A 22,787-nucleotide genomic window follows, 5' to 3' on the forward strand; every position below is an offset into this window, starting at 1 on the left:
ATTCGAATTTCATTCCGATCATTATATAGAATAAATATTCCTTCTTATTCTAAATATAGATTTCCATAATTAATGCACTTGTATGGCATTCAATACAAATATAGTTTTAATATCTATAGTGTTAGTCATGTTTTATCTAATTAGTTAACATGTTAAACTCAATGTCCTGACTTCTATAGGAATATATTTAAAATAAATAATTTCATTTGTTATTGTTTTTTTTTGAGATTATATCTTTTAGTGAAAATTTGCTATCAATGAAGTGGTTTTTTAGTTTCGTTACTGTAATCTGAACCATCACATCTGGTTTTTATTGAATTTGTGCCTTTCAGTTTTTATGCTATCGTTTATTCTGTCGTACTTTTCCGTTAATGTGACAAAAATCTTTTTTCTTGGCTATCAAAAAACACTTGAAAATAACCACTTAAATGATAAGGTTTAATTTTAAACATCTCAGGCAAGGAAAATAAAAATGATAAATAAACCGATTGTCTATGATTTTCATGGTGATAAACCATTAAGCACACCTTTTACTGATATAAAGCCCCAAGACATTCATATTTATCTTGATGTTGATACTTATATTGGTAACAAAACATGTGGACAAGCTTGTCAGCATTGTTGGTTTGTTAACTATGAACACGTTAAAAAGTTAAAATTCAAAGATAATGAAGGAATAAATATTACTCGTTTTTTAAAATCAGAAGGTTATAAAGTCTATCCAAGATACACGGATAGCTTTGCTTATGATGGTGAACTGATGCGACATTATGGTGTTGCGAGAGCTAGAACTTATTTTGAAGGTGATACATCATCCAGCGTTGCAATGGAGAGTGGAGAGGCTTGGACAAGTGGCCGGCCATTATTAAGTGAAAAATCAGAATCTCTTTTAGATACGGCAAGAGATTATGGATACGGGACAATCACACTTACTTTTCACGGATTAATTAACGAAAAAGGAATAATTTCTGATAGCCATGAATACCCAATAAAAGGGGTTTTTTATGGCACAGACCTTGAGCGTGTTTTAAAAATTATAAAGGATTACAACGCAAAAAATAAAAATATTTTTAATGGATTCAGAATAGGAATTGGTATCACTGTAGGGTCACACAACGTATCGAAAGAAATGCTCGAACGTTATCTAGATTATTTCAATAAAATAGGAATCGATACTCTGCGATTTAATAAATTCTTTGATCATGGAGGAAAGCATCCTCACCTAGAGATAACGCATCAAATGTGTGCTGATTTTTATAAGAATATAAAATATTTTCATGAAAATAAATTATTAGATTTTCAACTAGGTGTGAGTGAAGACTTTGGTTCTTTCGGGATAGATGTTTTAGGATTACCTCCATCTGTTGGTCATTGCCAGGCGGGCAAACAGCTTTTTGCCATTATTCCGCTAAAAAATAAAAAAAGTAGAGAAAAACATAAAGATTATTTTTATGAAGAGATTGGTGACATTGTAGGGTGTGTGAATATTTTTGAACCTAAAGTAGGAAACTTAACTAGAGTGACTAATGTTCACAATGAAACGATAACATATAAAGTCAATTTTTATCTTAATGAAATTAACGATCTTGTTAATAAAAGATTAAACGGTGTGTTAAAGAATGGGTGTTTTTCTCGTGAGCTAATGAATAACCTCTCGAGTAGATCGATAGAGGTTAAAAATGTCTAATAGATTATTAGTAATAGAAAAGAACCCATCCGGTTCGATTGGGTTAAAAAAAGCGAAAGAGCTGGGCGCTTATATTATATTCATCGGATCAAGGAAGTATTATAATAAAGTATCTGATAATGATTTACTCTATATTGATGAATTCTTCGAAGCAGATACTAATGACGATGAACTTGTTATAAATATGGCTGAGTATATCAATGCTAAGAAAACAATCCAGGGTGTTATTACATTTATGGAGTTCTATGTTCCCCTTGCGGCTAAAGTAGCAGAAACATTAGGTCTTAAAGGAATAACATATGAAAGTGCATTAAAAGCAAGAAACAAACACCTAATGAGAGAATCTTTTAGGCAAAAAAATATTCCTATCCCTAAATACGCTCTAATTTCTAATGTTGACAGTGCAAAAATAGAAGCAGCCAAAATTGGGTATCCAAACATTATAAAGCCTATTAACATGGCCGGAAGTCGAGGTGTTTTACGTAATGATAACGCCATCGAATTGGAAAGGAATTTCCGTGAAGTCTGTGAAATAACGCCTCCATTTGGAGTAAAAAAATCTTCTTTATTTTTGATAGAAGAATATCTGGAAGGACAAGAATACAGTATTGAATCTATTTCCTGTAATGGTGTTGTGGATATTATCACAATTACTAAGAAATACGTATCAAATAATGGTTATTTTGTTGAATTAGGGCATACATTGCCTGCTAATCTACCATTACAACAAAAAATAGAAATAGAAAAAGTGGTAACACAAGCCTTGCTCGCGTTAGGTATTTATAATGGAGGAGGACATACCGAGGTTAAAGTAACAAGTGATGGCGTCAAAGTCATTGAAGTAGGAGCTCGGTTAGGAGGAGATCATATTCCTGAATTAGTGGAAATGGCCACCGGTATTGATATGTGGAAAGCGGTTATCCAAGTTTCGTTAGATATTTCGCCTGATTTGAGTAAGAAGTTCAATAAATATGCCGCTATTTCTTATATCACCGCACCTTCTGGCATTGTTAAAAAGATAAATTACACAAAGAATGACTTTGTCCATTTTGATGTTAACGTTGGAGAACATATTGAATCACTGAAAAATAGCTCTCAGCGCTTAGGATATGCTATTGCGTGTGGTGTAACAGCGGAGCAGGCTGAATTTGAAAGTCACCACCTTAAAGAGAGTGTTATTATCGAAATAGAGTCAGAGTAACTCAATACGTATCCTGGTGAACCAATGGCATCTCTATTCAGATTATCTTTATTAAAACATTTACCTCCCCCCATTTTTATCATGTTACTGGGGACACTGTTAACAAGAGCCGCCTATTTTATGGTTTGGCCTTTTTTAGCGATGATCCTTTATCAGCAGTTTAATATGTCAGCGACAGGGATTGGCGGATTATTGGCGCTGTCAAGTATCTTAGGTTCAGTGACAGGCATTTATACCGGATATTTGTCTGATATTTTTTGCCGCAGAACAATAATGCTTATTGGTGTGGTGATAAGCATTATTTCATTCATCATGATGTCCTTCTCATCTTCACCTATCTTATATTTAATCTCTATATCCGGAATTAGTATTGGTCGTGCTTTGTTAGAAGCGTGTAGCAAAGCCTTAATTGGCGATTATATTGATTCTCCTAAAGAGAGAGAGTCAATACAATACTATCGATATTATTTGGTCAATGTTGGCGCTGCAATTGGCCCTTATATTGGATTAGCCTCTGGCCTATCGGCACAGAGAGAAACTTTTCTAATTACAGCCATTGTTTATTTTATTTATGGTGTTATGTTGCGTGTCTTTTTATTATCTTCAAAAAAGGAAGAGAAAATAAAAAAAATCAGCAATGACATTAGCTTTGCAAAAACATTGAGCATAATTATTTCTCACCGAACATTCGTGATGCTTCTATTATGTAATGTTCTTGTTATGTTTGTTTATGCTAACTTTGATTCTACGCTTGTTCAATATTTATCTAGATCAAATATCAATAATGTTACCAATTTCATTGCTTTATTAGTTATTGTCAACTCATTGACAATTATCACTTTGCAAATACCAACTTTAGTTTTATTAAGGAATTTTACACCAAGAATAAAAATATTAATCGGTATCATGTTAATTGCTATAGCTCAAATTATTTTTGCATTCTCACCTATTAATACAGTTTATTATCTCTGTGTCGCAACTGTCATTCTTAGTTTTGGGGAAATAATTGCCATACCTACGTTTAATGTCGAAGTTGATAGGCTCACACCTCATCATTTAAGGGGAGCTTTTTTTGGTGCTTCCAATATGTCAAGTATCGGATCAGCTTTAGCGCCTATTTACGGAGGGATCATGCTTGATTTATTTAATGCTACTCTACTGTTTTCATTATTATCCCTAACTAGCTTGATAACTCTATTGATTTATTATATTTTTTTAATCAAAAAAAATAATTAATGGTGGATATATGAATTTCAATTTTGATGTTGTATTTGATCGTTCTGTTTTTTCATCCACTAAATGGACATATCCTCAAGACCCACTGTATACCGATAACAAGCCAACACCATTATGGGTAGCAGATATGGATTTTCAGTGTCCTCCTTCTGTTAGAAAAGCGCTTTTGAACATCATTGATTATGGCATATTAGGTTACACTAATTGTAGCTTATCAACATTAAATGCGATTACAGACTGGCAAAAAAACAGACATGATTGGACAATTGAACCCGATTGGATTGTTCAGAGCCCAGGTGTTGTTACTGCGATTGATATTATAATTAATGCACTTTCGGAGCCCGATGATTCTATTATTATAATGACACCTGTTTATGGGGCATTTTCTCGCTCTATATTCGCCAATCAACGCTTTGCAATAACTGTTCCTCTTCATAATATTACTGGTCGATATTTACTTGATTTTGATGAGCTAGAAAAAAGCATTACAGCAAAAACAAAAATGCTTATCCTCTGTAATCCCCATAATCCAATTGGTAAAGTTTGGTCTATTGACGAGCTCAATATCATTGGTAATATCTGTCTGAAATATAAAATAATCATCGTATCAGATGATATTCACCAAGATTTAATTTTCAATAACCGTTCTCAATACATACCTTTAGCAGCTCTGCACCCTTATTTTTCTGAGATATGTATTACGTGTACCTCACCAAGCAAAACCTTTAATCTAGCAGGACTGCAAACATCTAATATTATTATTAAAAATAATAAGCTACGCGAAAGAGTAAAAAAAGAATTTCTGCGATATGATATGTCCCGCCCCAACATGATAGGATTAGCTGCGTGTGAAGCAGCCTATAAAACAGGGCAGGAGTGGTTAGAAGCGCTCTTACTATATTTAAAGGAAAATTATAATTTATTAAATGCTATGCTAAATGGTGTTGAGGGTATTCGAGTGACTGAATCCGATGCATTATTTTTATCTTGGATAGACTTTCGGCAAACAAATATCAATTTAGATAATTTAAATAATACATTAATTCAACAAGGAAAAGTTTGGTTAGATAATGGTGAAAAATTTGGTGTGGAAGGATATGGGTTTGCGAGATTGAATTTTGCTTGTCCTAGAAAGATATTAGAATCTTCAATTAAAAATATGCTCCATATCTGTCATTTTCAGAATGATGACTGCGTCAACTGACAGAACTAAACCACCCAGGTCATGATTCCGGTAGTTAGAGCTGGATTAACGCAATAAGTGCAATGTGCGCCCTGTATATGGTCGAGTAACTCGAGGGGATCTCACCCACAGGCTCTTACGCAACCGGACGTGGAACCTTTCAGCTCATCCGGCTCTTCCCATTGAAGCCTGCCCCCATAGCAGCGGCTAGTGTGCAAACAACGTTGTTTCCTTCCGAGCCACCCTCGCCAACCAGTAGCTTACCCGTCGAAATAGATTATGCTAAATTTGCAGTTTTTGATGGGTTGAATACAACAATATCAATAAATTGCGCATCAAAAACTGCTCCTTACAGGCAAATTTTATTGTCTCTCCGCAGAGCATAACGCCTGAGCACATGCCCAAGCGGAACTCCATGCCCACTGGAAGTTATAGCCACCGAGCCAGCCGGTGACATCTACCACCTCACCAATAAAGTAGAGTCCTTTTACCTGATTAACTTCCATCGTTTTGGATGAAAGCTGGTGAGTATCAATACCTCCCATCGTCACTTCGGCTGTGCGATAGCCTTCCGTTCCGTTGGGTTGTACCCGCCATGATTGGAGGTTTACAACTAACTGTTTTTGCTGATTTGGGGTTAGTTGTTTAAGAGCAATATCTGGAATTTGACCGAGTGTTTGCAGGCACTCCGTCAGCCGCTTTGGTAATAATTTTGCCAAAGTATTTTTTACGCTTTGGTTTGGGTGAGCACTTCGTTCTTGCTCCAGAAAAGCTTCCAGATCACTATCTGGGAGTAAGTTAATACTCACAAACTCTCCTGATTGCCAGTAACTGGAAATTTGTAAAATTGCTGGACCAGAAAGTCCTCGGTGAGTGAACAGGATATTTTCTTTGAACCGAGTACCGTTTTCTGCGGTAACAATAGCAGGCACAGATACGCCAGAGAGCACATGAAGTTGCTCCAGGAGCGGTTTATGCAGAGTAAAAGGCACGAGAGCGGCGCGGGTTGGCAAGACTTTCAAGCCAAACTGTTCTGCCATCCGATAACCAAAAGGGGTTGCTCCAAGGCCCGGCATAGATAATCCGCCGGAAGCAATGACAAGTGAGCGTGTACTTACTTGCTTTCCGTTAACGATGATAACGAAACCCTGCTCATTTTTTTCTACGTGGCTAACTTCGCTGCGCAGACGAATAGTAACCTGACCGGCTTCACACTCTTTCAGTAACATATCAACTATTTGTTGGGCGGAATCATCACAGAAAAGCTGTCCCAGTGTTTTTTCATGGTAAGCAATGCCATGACGTTGAACCAGTTCGATAAAATCCCATTGTGTATAACGGGCCAGAGCAGACTTGCAGAAATGGGGATTAGCAGAAAGATAAGCTGATGGTTCTGTGTACATATTAGTGAAGTTGCAACGTCCACCACCGGACATCAAAATCTTACGCCCGGCTTTTTTACCATTATCCAGAACCAGTATCTGTAAACCGAGCTGTCCAGCCTGAGCTGCACAGAACAAACCTGCTGCACCAGCGCCAATAATCACTGCATCAAATTTTTCCACTGTTTTTCTCTTTGTGACTAAATAATTTAGTGGGAAATTTCCCCTAATATGTTGCATTTTTGATAAGTTTGTGGGGAAAAAGTCCCTTATAACTTAAAATTGTCAATTTTTTAAAAGATATGTAATTTTATGATATATAAAGAGTATTCCTATTTCTTATTGTTATCTAGTTGTCATGAAATCAAAAAAAGTTCATATTTCACTTCCCCCGCTAGCATTTGTCACTGATAATGCGCCGCGTTCATGTCCAACTAACTGGCTTAACGTTTATGCTACATCTTTTTACTGGCCTGGATTTTCACACCAGCCTAATGTTAGTACTGGCACTACTGTTTGTGCTATTTTATGAAGCCATTAATGGCTTTCATGATACCGCGAATGCGGTAGCAACAGTTATTTATACCCGTGCTATGCGAGCACAGTTCGCCGTCGTTATGGCTGGGGTATTTAACTTCTTTGGTGTTCTTCTTGGTGGATTAAGTGTCGCTTACGCGATTGTGCATTTACTTCCGACCGATCTTCTTCTCAATGTCAGTTCTGCTCATGGTCTTGCTATGGTGTTTTCCATGTTGCTGGCTGCGATTGTCTGGAACCTTGGTACCTGGTATTTCGGTTTACCTGCATCCAGTTCCCATACCCTGATTGGTTCCATTATTGGTATCGGTTTGACTAATGCCATCGTAACGGGTTCTTCTGTGGTTGATGCGTTGAATGTGCCGAAGATGATACAGATTTTCCTGTCGTTGATCCTCTCTCCTTTAATTGGATTGATCATCGCCGGGGCAATCGTGTTTCTGCTGCGCCGTTACTGGAGCAGTACCAAGAAGCGTAAGCGTATTCATCTGACTCCCGCTGAGCGTGAAAAGAAGGATGGTAAGCGTAAGCCCCCTTTCTGGACACGCACAGCGCTGATTTTGTCTGCGGTCGGCGTGAGCTTCTCTCACGGGGCGAATGATGGTCAGAAAGGTATCGGTTTAATTATGCTGGTGCTAATTGGTGTAGCTCCCGCGGGATTTGTCGTAAACATGAATGCCAATGGCTATGACATTGCCCGTACCTACGACGCTATTACTCACTTGCAACAATATTATCGGCAGCATGGCTCAGAGTTATCCCATGCAATTGAGCTGACGCCGCCAGCCGTTGTTGCGGAAGATGAGCCGGAAGGGCGATTCCATTGTGATATTACGCGTGCTGTCATTGTTCTTGATCAGACAGAAAACCTATTAAAGGGCATTCAGAGCTACAGTGAGCTGAGTGCTGAACAGCGTAACAATATGCGTCGCATGTTGATGTGTATTGCTGATACGGCGGAATCTCTGGCTAAACTGCCGGAAACCCGTGCTGAAGACGCCCGTTTCCTGAATAAATTGCGGAAAGATTTATTACACACCGTTGAGTATGCGCCTGTCTGGATTATCATTGCGGTAGCACTAGCTCTGTCTTTGGGAACGCTGGTTGGCTGGAAACGTGTTGCAGTCACTATTGGTGAGAAGATTGGCAAAAAAGGTATGACCTACGCGCAGGGTGTTTCAGCTCAGATGACTGCTGCTGTTTCAATTGGTGTTGCGAGTTATACCGGCATGCCGGTCTCTACTACGCAGGTACTTTCTTCTGCGGTGGCTGGAACGATGTTAGTCGATGGCGGTGGTGTTCAGGGTAAAACCATCCAGAATATCATGTTGGCTTGGATACTGACGCTGCCGGTTTCAATCGGGTTGTCCGGTACGCTTTACTGGTTCGCCTTGAAACTGATTTAATTATTTTAATGGATAATTTGAAGGCGGTATGGATCAACTATACCGCCTTTTTCTTTAATACCAAATCAACATAGAAATCAGGCAAATAACAACTAATCCACTCAGTGCGCTGGTCAAAATAAATTGTTTTCTCAACCTTTCACAACGAAGAACAACTTCTGGATCATGATGATCAAGGTAACGTTGTGAATTGATGTAGTTCACTAGCCGTATCTGCTTATTAAGTTGCCCATGAGTAGTGAAAAAGCCGTTACCGTCTACTGATTGATAAAGTAAGGGATCAGACTGACGAAGAATGGACAGCAATGCTCGTAATGAAGAGAAATAGCGCATCATATTGATAATGCAGACAAGACACAGCGCCCAAAACAGTGCGATTGTACTGAACATAATCCCCTCCTTAGAATGGTTAGCTAGAGCTGTCACAAAAAGAAAAAATTAAAATTGCAGGTGGTGACGCCTTTATATTTATTGTAGGAAAGATAGTCAGATAGTACAAAAAACCTGTTCTGTGTAAGTTGGGGTAAAACTAGCGGAAAAACGTTATATACCTAATAGATTTCGAGTTGCAGCGCGGCGGCAAGTGAACGAATCCCCAGGAGCATAGATAACTATGTGACTGGGGTGAGTGAAAGCAGCCAACAAAGCAGCAGCTTGAAAGATGAAGGGTATAAACACTTATCTGGTGAGTTCTATCCAACCATGCGACCCCAGAGAGACTGGTTAGTTGTTCACGTAAATATATTGGGTATCAAGAAAGGCCATAAATTCAGAGTAGGATTTTGCCATTCATCAAGTGGCAGGAAGCGCGATTGTGGTATATGTTGTTTGTTTGGTGGATGTTCTTTGCTCAACAAGACTTGAAGAACATGCTCAGTAGTAACAAACACAGGATAGTGGCAATTTGCCCTGCCAACTCACTAACTCGGCATTATGGAAGGAGTTCGCTTATGGCTTACAAACATATTCTTGTTGCGGTTGATTTATCCCCGGAAAGTCAGGTTTTGGTGAGAAAAGCTGTTTCTATGGCTAAACCGTACAATGCCAAAGTTTCCCTGATCCATGTTGATGTTAACTATTCCGATCTCTACACCGGTTTGATTGATGTTAATCTCGGTGATATGCAGCAACGTATTACTGACGAGACCCGCGGTGCGCTGAAAGCTCTCTCGGCAGATTCAGACTATGACATTCAGGAGACTCTGAGTGGTAGCGGTGATCTGGGGCAAGTCCTCGTTGATGCAATTAAGAAATATGACATAGATATGGTTGTTTGTGGTCATCATCAGGATTTCTGGAGCAAATTGATGTCTTCTGCTCGTCAGTTAATTAACACGGTTCATGTTGATATGCTGATTGTTCCTCTGCGTGATGATGAATGACAACAGATTGAAAAGTTATTCGATAAAAACGCCTGCTTATGCAGGCGTTTTTTTGGGTGAAATAGAGTGCTATTTGGTTTACGTCCGGTGCAATCAAGAAATTTTTTTTACCTTTCTGCGAAAAAACTTCTTGAAAGATGAATATAGAACAGTGATATATTCAAAGGGCAAACACAACTTACCTCACATTTTCGACAAAAATAATTATTAGAAGATGACTGGGGGTCCATCACAACCGAAGTAGAAATAAGGAATAACTAAATGAGCTGTTTACTATCTTTGTCTTCATTTCTTGGATCGATTCAACGCAGGGATGAATATCAACCAGAATATCTCCAGGCTGTTCGGGAAGTATTCACCTCTCTTTGGCCGTTTCTTGAACAAAACCCGAAATACCGTGAACATAGCCTACTGGAGCGTATGGTAGAGCCAGAAAGGGTTATCCAGTTCCGGGTTTGCTGGGTAGATGATCAGGGTAAAGTTCAGGTAAACCGTGCATGGCGAGTGCAGTTCAACTCAGCCATTGGGCCATATAAAGGTGGTATGCGTTTTCATCCATCGGTGAACCTCTCTATTCTGAAATTCCTGGGCTTTGAACAAACCTTGAAGAATGCACTGACAACTTTACCAATGGGTGGTGGTAAAGGCGGTTCAGATTTTGATCCTAAAGGAAAAAGCCAGGGCGAAGTAATGCGTTTTTGTCAGGCATTAATGACAGAATTGTATCGTCATTTGGGGCCAGATACTGATGTTCCCGCCGGTGATATTGGTGTGGGTGGCCGTGAAGTGGCTTTTATGTCAGGAATGATGAAAAAACTTTCTAATAACACGGCTTGTGTATTTACTGGCAAAGGTCTCTCTTTTGGCGGTAGTTTGATTCGCCCGGAAGCGACTGGCTATGGTCTGGTCTATTTCGTCAATGCCATGTTGAAACGTCATGGCATGGGGTTTGAAGGTATGCGCGTATCGGTTTCTGGTGCAGGAAATGTCGCGCAATATACAATTGAAAAATGCATGGCATTGGGAGCGAAAGTGGTAACCGCTTCTGATTCCGGCGGTACCTTAGTTGATGAGGAAGGTTTCACACCGGAGAAGCTGGCCCATCTTGAAGAGATAAAAAACCAACGCTATGGCCGTGTGGAAGAGTATGCCAGAGAGCGGGGTTTGACTTTCTTGAAAGGATTACAACCTTGGTCTGTGCCGGTTGATATCGCTTTGCCATGTGCCACCCAGAATGAGCTGGATTTGGATGCGGCTAAGGTTCTTATCAAGAATGGCGTTAAAGCTGTTGCTGAAGGGGCGAATATGCCAGCAACTATTTCAGCGACTGAGGCTTTTATTGAAGCCGGTGTGCTATTCGCGCCGGGTAAAGCCGCCAACGCGGGTGGGGTGGCGACGTCTGGTCTGGAAATGGCACAGAATGCGGCCCGTTTAGGCTGGAAGGCGGAAAAAGTGGATGCACGTTTGCATCACATCATGCTAGATATTCACCACGCTTGTGTTGAATATGGCGGCGAGGGCAAACAGATCAATTATGTTCAGGGTGCGAATATTGCTGGATTTGTGAAAGTTGCCGACGCCATGCTTGCTCAAGGTATTCTGTAGATTAAAAGATATCAGCCGCAATATACGGCTGATTTTTTTAACAAGGATAGATATCAAAACGGTGATTTTTTGTGGTGATAGCCGCTGATGCGGCGATTCCAGCTAAGGGTTCTGCATAATCAGGCCGTTTTACCACGACGCGGCGTTTTGCCAAAGCGCGTGCAGGGGATAGCAAATTATCGGCGTCTTCATCCGCGCCAACCAGAGATTGGAACACTCGCATCTCTTTTTTCACCAACGCGCTTTTCTGCTTATGTGGGTACATAGGATCAAGATAAACGACATCGGGCTGTGGCGTAATATCGGCCAGTGCTGTGATGCTGGAGGCATGGAGCAGTGTCATGCGTTCTTGCAACCAGCCGCCAATTTCTTCATCCTGATAACCCCGTTGCAGCCCGTCATCCAGCAATGCCGCGACCACTGGGTGGCGTTCCAACATTCTTACATGGCAACCCAGTGATGCCAGCACAAAGGCATCGCGCCCCAGGCCTGCGGTAGCATCCACGACTGTTGGCAGGTAATCTTTTTTGATCCCTACGGCTTTAGCGACTGCTTCGCCGCGTCCGCCGCCAAAGCGGCGGCGATGTGCCATTGTGCCTGATATAAAATCGACATAGATGCCGCCTAGCTTTGGCTCATCCCGTTTACGAAGTTCAAGGCGTTGAGGGGTAAGGACCAACGCCATAATAGCGTTTTTGTCATGCGCCAACCCCCAGCGCTCCGCTAGTTGAGATAAGGCGCTGTTATCAGCGCCTTGTTCACAGATTAAACAGATTCCCACCTTAAATTACCCTTTAATACCGGCCTTGCGCAGCATTGCATCCAGTTTTGGTTCACGGCCACGGAAGCGTTTGAACAGCTCCATTGGCTCTTCGGAACCACCACGGGACAAAATGTTATCAAGGAAAGATTGCCCGGTTTCGCGGTTAAAAATACCTTCTTCCTCGAAACGGGAGTAAGCATCGGCTGCCAACACATCAGCCCATAGATAACTATAATAACCCGCAGCATAACCACCAGAGAAGATGTGGGTGAATGAATGTGGGAAACGGCCCCATTCAGGTGAAGGCACTACGGAGACCAATTTCTTCACTTCCTTTAAGGTCTTCATGGTTTGCGCGCCTTTCTTTGGATCGTAGTTAACATGCAGACGGAAATCGAACTGACCAAACTCAAGCTGACGTAAGATCTTCATAGCAGCCTGATAGTTTTTCGCAGCTAACAGATTATCTAGCATGGCTTGTGGTAGAGGCTCTTGAGTTTCGTAGTGACCAGAGATAAATGCCAGCGCTTCTGGTTCCCAACACCAGTTCTCCATGAACTGGCTTGGCATTTCTACCGCATCCCACGGTACACCATTAGTACCAGAAACGCCGGCAGTTTCAATCTGGGTCAGCATCAGATGTAGACAGTGACCAAACTCGTGGAACAGCGTGTTGACTTCACTGTGGGTGAACAGCGCGGGTTTATCGCCAACAGGTTTATTGAAGTTGCAGTTCAGATAAGCGACAGGCTTTTGCAGTTCGCCGTTGGAACGACGCATTTTGCTGATACACTCATCCATCCAAGCGCCGCCACGTTTATTCTCACGTGCGTACAGATCCATATAGAAGCTGCCGTGCAGCTCATTGGTGTCATCATACAGATCAAAGAAACGGACATCTGGATGCCAGGTTTCTACATCATGGCGCTCTTTGGCAGTAATACCATAGATACGGCGAATAACTTCGAATAGCCCTTCAACAGCCTTTTGTTCTGGGAAATAAGGACGTAATTGCTCATCATTGATAGAGAATTCGTACTGTTTTTGTTTTTCGCCATAATAAGTCATATCCCAGGCTTCCAGCTTATGGGCGCAATGATGCCATTTGGCAAAGCTTTTTAATTCATCTACTTCTTCTTTTCCCTGTGGACGCGCGCGTTTTGTCAAATCATTCAGAAAATCCAACACTTCCTTAGGGGTTTTTGCCATTTTGGTTGCAAGGGACTGTTCAGCATAATTTTTTAAACCAAGCAATTGAGCCTGTTCATGGCGCAGCGCGAGGGTTTCGGCTATCACTTCGCTGTTATCCCATTTACCTGCATTTGGGCCTTGATCGGATGCGCGGGTATTGTAGGCGTAATAAATTTCCCGACGCAGTTCACGGTTATCTGCATAGGTGATAACCGGCTGGTAACTTGGCGCTTCTAGAGTCAGTAGCCAGCCTTTTTGTCCTTTAGCTTCTGCCTGGGCTTTAGCGGCGGCGATTGCGCTTTCAGGCAGGCCGGACAGATCTTTCACGTCAGTAATTAACTTAGTCCAGCCCATAGTGGCATCGAGCACATTATTGTTGAATTGCGAACTTAAATCTGACAAACGCGCACTGATCTCGCCATAGCGTTTCTGCTTCTCTTCAGGCAGACCAATACCTGATAGTTTAAAATCACGCAGTGCATTTTCGACAACTTTGCGTTGAGGCACAGAAAGCTTCTCAAACTCCGCGCTTTCACGTAGTGACTTATAGGCTTGATATAATCCCTTGTGCTGACCTAACCAGGTACTGAATTCGGACAATAATGGCAAACTTTCTTCATAGACGGCGCGTAATTCTGGGCTGTTTCTGACCGAATTCAGATGATTGACGGGTGACCATGCACGAGACTGTTTATCTGCGGCTTCGGCCAGTGGTTGACACAGGTTATCCCAGGTAAAAACGGTATTCTCGGCCAAGATTTTTTCGACGGTTTGGCGATAATTGGCAATGACTTCTTTTACAGCCGGAACAACATGCTCTGGTTTAATAGAAGAAAATTTTGGTAAACCTGATGGAACGAGTAACGGATTAGTCATATAAAACGTCCTTTTTATGTGTGTTTGGATACATTGCTGAGCGGAGCAACCCTGTATCGTAATGGGTATCGGCTAATAAGATGTAGGTAAAATTCGACAAACTCAACGCGAATGTTGAGCTTATGAACAATAAAATTTAATGCTTTTTAGGAAATTGAGAATGATTTTAGCAAACGGATTTCAGAAGCCAGATAATATGCGCTATGATTAGCTTCTTTTCATAATTCTTTGTATTTATACGGAAGATCATCGTCCCCGGTGGGGCGGCTGGACTTCAAATCCAGATGAGGCCGCCAGCGGTCTCTGGCAGGTTCGACTCCTGTGATCTTCCGCCATTCAAATCATCCTGCTATCTGGCGTTTTTGCTCACAAATTTTGATTTTAGCGGTGGAACGATATTGATTTTGCGAAACATCTTTAGAAGGTGCCTGTTGAAGTAATGAAGATGGAATGACCTCGCCGCTCCTTTGTGTGATACCTGCCTGAAACTGATGGAAATCGATTTTGATGCAGAAACGTCCAATCGGCGTTGGTTTGTTTTTAATCGTTATAATTACTTAATGTGACTATTTACATGCTTTTTTATTAGGCGTAGTATCGGGGGGCTTGATGATTTTCTATACGATAGTTATCCGGTGTGTGAGTCAATTTAGTCACTTACTCCTTGATTAAATCATGTTGTTTTGGGGAGGTTTCTCCATCTAATCAAAGTCAAGCAAACTGATGAACTATCATTTTTAATCTATCCAATGTAAGGGGGCCGACAGTACTTAATTCGTTATAGAACAATCTTTTAGTTCCTTTAGCACTAACAAAGAGGAAAGACCATGAAAAGTCGCAAGAGGTTATCGTTATTCACACTTTTACTATTTACTGCCAGCCCAATAGCGTTTGCGGTGCAGAACAATTGGCCCGGCACGAAAGTAAACCAACCCGCACCTAAAGTTAAAGGTATGTCTCCAATTCTGGCAAAGAATCTGGCTAACTTTGACGATCTTGATTTCAATGTCTATACAAACCAAAAATGGTGGGAGCTACATAAGAGCCATGCTATGGACATTATTGTTCACTATCCTGATGGTCATACTACCAAGGGCATTCAAAAGCACATTGACGATCTGAAGTATATGTGGACATTTGCCCCTGACAACCGAATCACAGAGCACCCGGTGCGGTTTGGTACAAATGATGGAGAATGGACTGCTGTAACGGGATTTACTGATGGAACATTTACGAAACCTATGGATCTGGGTGGTGGTAAGGTTATCAAACCTACAGGTAAGTCGTATCACCTCCCTATGGCAACGCTTGGGCACTGGACCAAAGTCAAAGCTAAAGGATTTGAAGGCGTCGTTATGGATGAAGAATATCTGTTCTGGGATGAGGGCGAGCTTATGAAACAGATAGGTGTCAGTAATTGATTCAACAATTTAATACGGACTTACCTAAGGGCGAGTCCGTAAGATGCCATGAACTCACAAAGACACTGTTAACAACACATCCCAAATCCAAAACGGTGCTAGCCGTTCAAGTCCTCTGAGAGGACTGCTTCCTTTTCCAGAGATCCTGTGTATAGGAATGTGTATAAAACCTATTGATACATATAAAAATTATTAAAAATCAATATATTATATTAAATTTATGACTCATCGGATCGCTATTTTTAATTATGGGTAAATCTTATAGAATGTATGAAGATATAGCATCATCATAGTCATTTCTTTACTTGATAAAATTATTAATAAAAATTAAATACTGTAATATATTATTAGGTTTTCATTAGAACAGATAACGTAAATAAAATAATTAGCAACGAGAGTGTAAATCAATTTATTGATCTAAAATACGTGCTATTGGTCACGATATGTCGATTATTTTATATGGATATGAGTTTAATGTTGGTTATATTGAGATATAATTATTATGTGATTCATGGAATAGACGACTATTCTCTTTATGAATGCAGAGAGATATTGCAGTGATATGCAAGTAAATCATTTTAATATTTATGGCGATAATTGTTGGAATAAGGGAAATATGTATGACTTATTTTTTTGATACAGCAGTTAATATTGAGGGAAATAAGAAATTAAGAACGCCTCAAATTGAGGCATACATCAAGATTAGAGACTATTTTAGTCAACCAGATAATAAAGAAGCATTAGTAGTACTACCTACAGGTACAGGGAAGAGTGGTTTGATTTCTATTGCGCCATATGGCGTATCAAATAAAAGAGTTCTCATTATAACCCCTGGACTTGTTACTAAAGATAGTATACGAAAAACGCAAGAGGTTTTAGAGGACAATTTTTGGGTGAATTGTGATGTTATATTTAATAGTAAATTATCCAAGATATACGGGACGGTTAAGGATCGGGATAATAAAACATTGCTAAAATCAATAGATGCAATAGCGGGGATACTTGAAGAAGTTAAGAGGATGATACGATGATCGACTCATTAAAAGTAAACGAGATTATAGAAAGAATGGTAGCCTTTTGTTTGGTGAGAGGTGTTCAACCCGATGAGCTCATAACTGCTATTTTTGAGAGTGAATACGATAGTATTGAAACCATAAAGAAATCTAATGATATCCATATGATTATCACCTATAAAGAAAATATAGATAACGAAGTGAATATTATTAAAATGAAATATGTATATAAAGAAAATAAACAATTACAGAAAGTAGAGCAAAAGATAAATGCGGGGGCTTATAAAGTTCAATGGGATAGAGCTGAGAAATTAGATTCTATTATTAATGAACTTATAGAGGTTATTGGAGCAGATAACAGAATTTTAGCAGATATTAAGGAAAAGATTCCGGCTGAGTTTCGAAGTGTTGTTTACCCTAAGCTAAAACTTGTTTGCTAAATATGCACTGATAAGGAGGAAAACCCTCCTTATTTTATAGACAAGATTGTCGATATTTATTCAAACATTAAATGATAATTCAGTTAGTCCAGGTTCAGCGATAAAAATGGAAGAGCAATTAAAGAAAGATAATATTACCTTTTATCAATACCCAGGTCTAAGTCATGGATTTAGAAATAGTGAAGGTATTTTACAAATTACTCCTATTGTTGAGGATATAAAGAATTGGTTATCTAGGGATTATGGATAAAAGTCTGTTATCTAAAATAGTATTAATTCGTCGATTTTTCCATAGTGGAAAGTGATATTAAGTTTGGCAATAGAACGTGGTATAGTCAAAATTGACACCACGTTTTTTTAGTATTATTTCCGCATAGTAACTGTTGTTAATTCCATATCTCATTTGGCAATAAAAAATATATAAATAACAAATTGATGATTAATTATTTGTAATAAATTTAATAATATAATTGCTTGGGATTTATTTTATATTCTTGTTGTTATAATGAGTGAATGAGATGTAATTATAAAATTTACTATAAATCATCACTTGATTAATATATCGCTTGTTATTTCCATAGAATATAGTATTAAAATGTTATGAATTATTTATTGTTTCTGAGATGATGTTCTCGATTTTACCTTTTGTGGCATAGAGGGAAATAGCTATTTATTTCTCATTATCGTTTATCGCTGTCATTATATTCGCTAGAAAAAATTACTGAAATATCCTGTTCAATGACAGGATGTAATATCTTTTTTAGTTTTTATTGGGTAATAAAATATTGATTTTAAATTAATTAAATTTATTTTTTTATTTTATTGACAATACATTAATGGCATCTATAGTTATATGTATTAGATAAAGCGTCAATATGGCATAAAAAATGCTGTATATGTTATCTAAGTGCTGGATAAATTCCTGATAAACACCTTGTTTTCTAGTGAAAATGGTTACAATTTCATATGGGCAAGATAAATAGCTTATTGTACGTATTCTTGAGTGATATAAGTTATTTATCAATTAGTTAGATTAAACTTTGGAGTTTATATTATGATTATTAAGAAAGACATTCTGCTACATGAAGATCTGATTGTAGATGATGAGCTTAAAGTGGGTAAGGTAGAGAAAGTCAATATTGATATTCTGTCACCCAGTTCAGTTATCGTTAGTCTGAATATTTTAGGCGTGGTTGATGATTTTCATCTATTACTAGTTGATGATAAAGATAAAGACAAGATTGTGCTGCTCTATCTTTCTCTGTTACGTGTTCTTCATGAAAAATTAGATGTAAAAGTAAAAGTCGCAAAAAGTAATCTTACTAAGATGAAATATATAGTAGGTGTTGAAATTTAAGAAGTATTTGTTAAATGTCTAAATGAGTGCGTGAATTAAAAAATTTTTATAATAACTGGATTTGACTTAAGTAATATAATCAGTTATCAAATGTCGTATTATTGCTGATTGAAATTAGATGTAATATTTCTTTTTGTAATGAAACTGATTTTATTCAAATCCTAAATGTATTTTCTATTAAATACACTTAACTACAGGCAGAATGGTAATATTACTGTTCTGCCTTTGTCTATTATTGGGTTGGCATTATTATAGAATTAAAAAAACGATGTTATTATAAATGAATTTTTATTTATTCATCTGTGTTAATATTTATAAGTTAATAATGATATAGCAAACAGTCACATTAACTCTATTTTACAGTCCTTAAATTTAATTCCTTTACAAATTTAAATGTCCATATATTATTGCTCGCAGACAAGTTTATATTCTCATTTTAGCGTTATAAAATTACAGTGAAACTATCAGGTTGTTTTGTGTATTATTACCTTGGTTGAACGTTTTATAACGGGAAAATAAATTTTTTGACAGTTTTTACTGTTTTAAATAACCAATATGATGATTTATTGTTGGATTTATTAGATCTAAAAAAATTATAGTTAATTTGATTTCTTTAACTGAAAGAGATGTAAATCCATAATATTATGTATGATGACATATTTAAATTGAATTTTTCCTAAGAGGTTTATATTGATGGAAACAGGGTCGCAATTAATACAGTTGTTATAGTTTTAAAGCGACATAATATTTAAAATATCAGGAGACGACATGCTTGATTCAAATGTAACAGATAGTAATTGTAAGGTTTCTTCCCCCGTTTGTTCTTTTAATGAATGGGACCCACTTGAGGAGGTTATTGTCGGTGTAGTTGATGGCGCCAGATTTCCCGGTTGGCATATGGCGATAGAGCCGATACTACCATCGAATCAAATTGAAAATTTTCATCGGTATGCAGGTCGGTCATTTCCGCAAGAACAAATTGATGCAGCATCTAGAGAATTAGAAGAGTTTGTCCATATTCTTAGAGGTGAAGGTGTGACAGTACGTCGCCCAGATCCGCAAGACCAATCTCAGGTATTTGGCGCGCCAGGCTGGAGTAGTACAGGGTTTTATTGTGCAATGCCTCGCGATGTGCTGTTAGTTATTGGAAATGATATTATTGAATGCCCGCTAGCATGGCGTTCCCGTTATTTTGAGACGGCGGCATATAAGACTTTACTTAAAGATTACTTTAAGAAAGGTGCAAAATGGAGCGCCGGGCCAAAGCCACAGTTGATCGAGGAACAATATAATTTCGAATGGCATCAGCCTAATGGCAGGGAGCGTGTTCCCCTTGCTATAACTGAGTTTGAACCGACTTTTGATGCTGCGGATTTTATCCGATGTGGGCGAGACATCATTGCTCAAAAGAGCCATGTCACAAATGAATTTGGTATTGAATGGCTTCGTCGTCATATAGGTGATGAATATCGTATTCATGTTTTTGAATTTAACGATGATAACCCTATGCACATTGATGCCACCTTTGTTCCTATGGCGCCAGGAAAATTGTTGATTAACCCAGAAAAGGTGTTAAAAGTTCCTGAACTGTTTAGGAAATGGGATGTATTACATGCGCCTCATCCGGTTATTCCTGATGATCATCCTCTGTATACGACCAGTAAATGGATCAACATGAATATTCTGATGTTGGATGAGCAGCGGGTGATTGTTGAAAGGCAGGATGAGCCAATGATCGCTGCAATGAAACGCTGGGGCTTCACGCCGATTCCATGTAATTTCAGGAATTTTAATACGTTCGGCGGTTCCTTCCATTGTGCGACCGTGGATGTAAGACGGCGCGGAACTTTACAGTCTTATCTTGACTAGGAAATAATGATGGCTATCTGGAGATATTCCCTTTGGGATGCAGTCATGTTTGCATTAAATATCTTGTATATGGTAGCCACTTTTATGCGAGTCGTGTATTGGGATACAAAAGTGATTATAGAATTGAAAGCTCTCCCAATATTTGACCATACTAAATATGCCTCTACATTTATATACGACTGATGTAAATGTTAGAGATGAATATCCGCATGCACACAGTCACTTTTAGGTTAAGATTAATTGCAGTGTGTGCATGCGTTTTGCTTGTATTTCTCCCCCGCTTCTCCATCATTTCTATGATTATGAATAGTAACAGGCTGTTTAATTCTAGATTTAAGTATGAGTTCTGAAATAATTGCTGGTAGCGAATCACTGCTAGCATGAGTTTATCTATTCCGATGAGTAACCGTAGTTACTTTCTGTTTCTCTTTATATATTAAATGATAATAGTTATTACTTGGATGTTGCTTATTTCCGTCTTACAGTACTGCCCACATATATATTGCTATCAGACTGCATATATATGTCTTATTTTATAACATAATATAAGGAAGTTAATGATGGAATCGATGATATCTAAAGATAATATTCAATTATTTATCAATAAAATAGATGAGTTGGTTAATATTGAAAATGAAAAAAAAGGTGGAGCTCTCGCAGTCGCTATTATCCATGATGATAAGATAATTTATCAGCGCCATATTGGGAAAGCTAGCATTGAACATGCTGTTGATATACAGCCTAATACTAAATTCTATTTAGCGAGCGCTTCAAAACAATTCACGGCTTTTTGCATAGCTTTGCTGGAGAAAGAAGGAAAACTCAACGTCAAGGATAAAATCGGACAATATTTGGATTATTTACCCGCGCATTTCTGTGATATTACTATTGAGCATCTTATTCATCATACCAGTGGGTTACGGGATGTATTTTTACTTTATAGTCTGGCAGGTAAAAACTCAAGCTTTGACTACTGCAATGCTGATTTAGTGGAAAAACTTATCCAACGACAACAGACATTTAACACCCCCACTGGAGAATATTATATTTATAGCAACACAGGCTATTATTTGTTGGGGGAAATTATCAATGTAGTTTCAGGTAAGTCTTTGAAAGAATATGCAGAAGAAAATGTTTTCGCTCCATTAGAGATGAAAGATACTATTATCTGTGATGATATAACCGAGATTATCTCTAATCGGGCGATGGGTTACACTTATAATCAGAATTCGCAACAGTGGATAAGAAGCGATATCAATAATTCTGTGATGGGTAGTGCAGCGGTTCATTCCACCGTGAATGATTTATGTCGTTGGGCTAGAGCGTTTTATTCGCCATCTATTGTTAAGGACCTACTGCCTCAATTATCCCGTACACCAGATTTAGATAATGGCAATCGTAACAATTATGCTTACGGTTTAATTATGGACCAACGTGAAGGGCAAAGGGTAATACAACACAGTGGTACCTATGCTGGCTTTAGAGCTAATGTTTTTATTTTACCAGATGCTAAATTAGGTATGGCGATGACTGCTGCAAGCAATGTTAATGTTGGTGAATGGACGGATAAGTATATTGATATATTGTTTAATACCCATGTTGAGCCAGAAAAACCACATTGCTTAACTAATGATATTGATATCACCGGTATTTTCCGAGGGATAGAGCCTTATCCTTATATTATTACCAAAGAAGATGTTTATTTTTTAGGTGATTTATTTAAAAAAGGTAACCCGATTATTTTTAACTCTGACGGTTCATTCCAGGAGGAAGGAAGTAAAATTAAGTTCAGACCCGTCATTGAAAATGACAGTGTTATCGCACTGGAGCATATTGATGAAAATGGTAATGTTTTTTATTTAAAAAAGATGAACGATGAAGATAGTGTCGATATTCAGCTATTGTCAGGGCGCTATTATAGTCACGAAGCAGAGGCGATAATTAATATTATATCTTCTGGTGATGATATTTATATTGATGGAATTATCCATCCTGTAAAAAAAGAGGCTTTGCGACATATTTATGGGAATAGTTATTTCTCTCCCAGTGCTGAATTTGTTATTGATTTTGAACTTGATCCTGATACCAATAAACCTCGTCTTTATATCGGTAATGCACGTTGCTTGAATATAGAATTTGTTCCAATTTAATGAACTAGTTAGTAAATACAAGTTTAAAATAGCGTTCCGCTAGCAGGATAGAATTAATGCTATTGAGGGACTAAAGATATTTTCTATT

Annotated in this window: 18 protein-coding genes and 1 tRNA gene; 15 read left to right on the forward strand and 4 right to left on the reverse strand. The window is 38.5% G+C overall.

Annotated elements, in window-relative coordinates; translation table 11 throughout:
• The first annotated feature begins 472 nt into the window (after positions 1-472).
• From TI10_RS13465 to TI10_RS13480, 4 genes are read left to right on the forward strand one after another with little or no spacing between them, the layout of a single operon-like run.
• Positions 473-1,687, forward strand: a complete 1,215-nt coding sequence (locus TI10_RS13465; protein WP_049583881.1) for a hypothetical protein — start codon at positions 473-475, stop codon at positions 1,685-1,687.
• Positions 1,680-2,888 (forward strand): ATP-grasp domain-containing protein, encoded by a 1,209-nt coding sequence (locus TI10_RS13470; RefSeq protein WP_049583883.1) that lies wholly within the window; start codon positions 1,680-1,682, stop codon positions 2,886-2,888. The genes TI10_RS13465 and TI10_RS13470 overlap by 8 nt, the downstream gene beginning before the upstream one ends.
• Positions 2,889-2,912: 24 nt before the next feature.
• Entirely contained in the window at positions 2,913-4,124 is a 1,212-nt protein-coding gene (locus TI10_RS13475) for an MFS transporter (RefSeq protein ID WP_049583885.1), read from the forward strand.
• Between the two features lie 10 nt (positions 4,125-4,134).
• Positions 4,135-5,328: a MalY/PatB family protein gene (locus TI10_RS13480; RefSeq protein ID WP_049583886.1), complete on the forward strand. Its 1,194-nt coding sequence runs from the start codon at positions 4,135-4,137 to the stop codon at positions 5,326-5,328.
• Between the two features lie 341 nt (positions 5,329-5,669).
• Here TI10_RS13480 and TI10_RS13485 read toward each other — a convergent pair whose 3' ends face one another.
• Positions 5,670-6,872 (reverse strand): BaiN/RdsA family NAD(P)/FAD-dependent oxidoreductase, encoded by a 1,203-nt coding sequence (locus TI10_RS13485; RefSeq protein ID WP_049583888.1) that lies wholly within the window; start codon positions 6,870-6,872, stop codon positions 5,670-5,672.
• A 269-nt stretch (positions 6,873-7,141) separates the two neighbouring features.
• Between TI10_RS13485 and pitA the strand changes: the two genes are divergently transcribed.
• Positions 7,142-8,632, forward strand: a complete 1,491-nt coding sequence (gene pitA, locus TI10_RS13490; RefSeq protein ID WP_049583891.1) for an inorganic phosphate transporter PitA — start codon at positions 7,142-7,144, stop codon at positions 8,630-8,632.
• A 54-nt stretch (positions 8,633-8,686) separates the two neighbouring features.
• Here pitA and uspB read toward each other — a convergent pair whose 3' ends face one another.
• Positions 8,687-9,022 carry a universal stress protein UspB gene (uspB, locus tag TI10_RS13495; RefSeq protein ID WP_049583893.1) on the reverse strand — a complete coding sequence of 112 codons (336 nt, stop codon included), beginning with the start codon at positions 9,020-9,022 and terminating at the stop codon, positions 8,687-8,689.
• Positions 9,023-9,582: 560 nt separating this feature from the next.
• Here uspB and uspA point away from each other — a divergent pair.
• Positions 9,583-10,014 (forward strand): universal stress protein UspA, encoded by a 432-nt coding sequence (gene uspA, locus TI10_RS13500; protein ID WP_049583895.1) that lies wholly within the window; start codon positions 9,583-9,585, stop codon positions 10,012-10,014.
• A gap of 261 nt (positions 10,015-10,275) precedes the next feature.
• Complete coding sequence (gene gdhA / locus TI10_RS13505) at positions 10,276-11,619, forward strand: NADP-specific glutamate dehydrogenase (RefSeq protein ID WP_049583896.1); 1,344 nt, start codon at positions 10,276-10,278, stop codon at positions 11,617-11,619.
• A gap of 37 nt (positions 11,620-11,656) precedes the next feature.
• On the opposite strand, the gene rsmJ is transcribed toward gdhA, so the two are convergent.
• Together rsmJ and prlC are read right to left on the reverse strand one after the other, a co-directional pair.
• Positions 11,657-12,400 (reverse strand): 16S rRNA (guanine(1516)-N(2))-methyltransferase RsmJ, encoded by a 744-nt coding sequence (gene rsmJ / locus TI10_RS13510; protein ID WP_049583898.1) that lies wholly within the window; start codon positions 12,398-12,400, stop codon positions 11,657-11,659.
• 6 nt (positions 12,401-12,406) lie between these two features.
• On the reverse strand, positions 12,407-14,449 hold the full coding sequence (gene prlC, locus TI10_RS13515) for an oligopeptidase A (protein ID WP_049583900.1): 2,043 nt from the start codon (positions 14,447-14,449) through the stop codon (positions 12,407-12,409).
• A 240-nt stretch (positions 14,450-14,689) separates the two neighbouring features.
• Between prlC and TI10_RS25090 the strand changes: the two genes are divergently transcribed.
• From TI10_RS25090 to TI10_RS13550, 8 genes are all read left to right on the forward strand, one after another.
• Positions 14,690-14,784: transfer RNA gene (locus TI10_RS25090), tRNA-Sec, on the forward strand.
• Positions 14,785-15,276: 492 nt separating this feature from the next.
• Entirely contained in the window at positions 15,277-15,870 is a 594-nt protein-coding gene (locus TI10_RS13520) for a nuclear transport factor 2 family protein (protein ID WP_049583901.1), read from the forward strand.
• 620 nt (positions 15,871-16,490) lie between these two features.
• Entirely contained in the window at positions 16,491-16,901 is a 411-nt protein-coding gene (locus tag TI10_RS13525; protein ID WP_049583903.1) for a DEAD/DEAH box helicase family protein, read from the forward strand.
• The gene (locus tag TI10_RS13530; RefSeq protein ID WP_049583905.1) at positions 16,898-17,323 is read left to right on the forward strand and encodes a hypothetical protein; all 426 of its coding nucleotides are present in this window, start codon (positions 16,898-16,900) and stop codon (positions 17,321-17,323) included. Before TI10_RS13525 ends, TI10_RS13530 begins: the two co-directional genes overlap by 4 nt.
• A gap of 106 nt (positions 17,324-17,429) precedes the next feature.
• Entirely contained in the window at positions 17,430-17,573 is a 144-nt protein-coding gene (locus TI10_RS13535; protein WP_244161587.1) for a hypothetical protein, read from the forward strand.
• Between the two features lie 804 nt (positions 17,574-18,377).
• The gene (locus TI10_RS13540; protein WP_049583910.1) at positions 18,378-18,680 is read left to right on the forward strand and encodes a hypothetical protein; all 303 of its coding nucleotides are present in this window, start codon (positions 18,378-18,380) and stop codon (positions 18,678-18,680) included.
• Positions 18,681-19,448: 768 nt separating this feature from the next.
• Positions 19,449-20,549, forward strand: a complete 1,101-nt coding sequence (locus TI10_RS13545) for an amidinotransferase (protein ID WP_049583914.1) — start codon at positions 19,449-19,451, stop codon at positions 20,547-20,549.
• A gap of 557 nt (positions 20,550-21,106) precedes the next feature.
• Positions 21,107-22,699: a serine hydrolase domain-containing protein gene (locus tag TI10_RS13550; protein ID WP_049583916.1), complete on the forward strand. Its 1,593-nt coding sequence runs from the start codon at positions 21,107-21,109 to the stop codon at positions 22,697-22,699.
• The last annotated feature ends 88 nt before the right edge of the window (positions 22,700-22,787 follow it).

It is taken from the genome of Photorhabdus luminescens subsp. luminescens (genome assembly GCF_001083805.1).
GTDB classification, from domain to species: Bacteria; Pseudomonadota; Gammaproteobacteria; order Enterobacterales; family Enterobacteriaceae; genus Photorhabdus; species Photorhabdus luminescens.

Coding starts and splice junctions, on each gene's coding strand:
- TI10_RS13550 (WP_049583916.1), top strand. CDS start 21,107: ATGATGGAATCGATGATATCTAAAGATAATATTCAATTATTTATCAAT.
- TI10_RS13535 (WP_244161587.1), top strand. CDS start 17,430: ATGGAAGAGCAATTAAAGAAAGATAATATTACCTTTTATCAATACCCA.
- TI10_RS13540 (WP_049583910.1), top strand. CDS start 18,378: ATGATTATTAAGAAAGACATTCTGCTACATGAAGATCTGATTGTAGAT.
- TI10_RS13465 (WP_049583881.1), top strand. CDS start 473: ATGATAAATAAACCGATTGTCTATGATTTTCATGGTGATAAACCATTA.
- TI10_RS13530 (WP_049583905.1), top strand. CDS start 16,898: ATGATCGACTCATTAAAAGTAAACGAGATTATAGAAAGAATGGTAGCC.
- TI10_RS13480 (WP_049583886.1), top strand. CDS start 4,135: ATGAATTTCAATTTTGATGTTGTATTTGATCGTTCTGTTTTTTCATCC.
- uspB (WP_049583893.1), bottom strand. CDS start 9,022: ATGTTCAGTACAATCGCACTGTTTTGGGCGCTGTGTCTTGTCTGCATT.
- uspA (WP_049583895.1), top strand. CDS start 9,583: ATGGCTTACAAACATATTCTTGTTGCGGTTGATTTATCCCCGGAAAGT.
- pitA (WP_049583891.1), top strand. CDS start 7,142: ATGCTACATCTTTTTACTGGCCTGGATTTTCACACCAGCCTAATGTTA.
- TI10_RS13475 (WP_049583885.1), top strand. CDS start 2,913: ATGGCATCTCTATTCAGATTATCTTTATTAAAACATTTACCTCCCCCC.
- prlC (WP_049583900.1), bottom strand. CDS start 14,449: ATGACTAATCCGTTACTCGTTCCATCAGGTTTACCAAAATTTTCTTCT.
- gdhA (WP_049583896.1), top strand. CDS start 10,276: ATGAGCTGTTTACTATCTTTGTCTTCATTTCTTGGATCGATTCAACGC.
- TI10_RS13520 (WP_049583901.1), top strand. CDS start 15,277: ATGAAAAGTCGCAAGAGGTTATCGTTATTCACACTTTTACTATTTACT.
- TI10_RS13525 (WP_049583903.1), top strand. CDS start 16,491: ATGACTTATTTTTTTGATACAGCAGTTAATATTGAGGGAAATAAGAAA.
- TI10_RS13545 (WP_049583914.1), top strand. CDS start 19,449: ATGCTTGATTCAAATGTAACAGATAGTAATTGTAAGGTTTCTTCCCCC.
- TI10_RS13470 (WP_049583883.1), top strand. CDS start 1,680: ATGTCTAATAGATTATTAGTAATAGAAAAGAACCCATCCGGTTCGATT.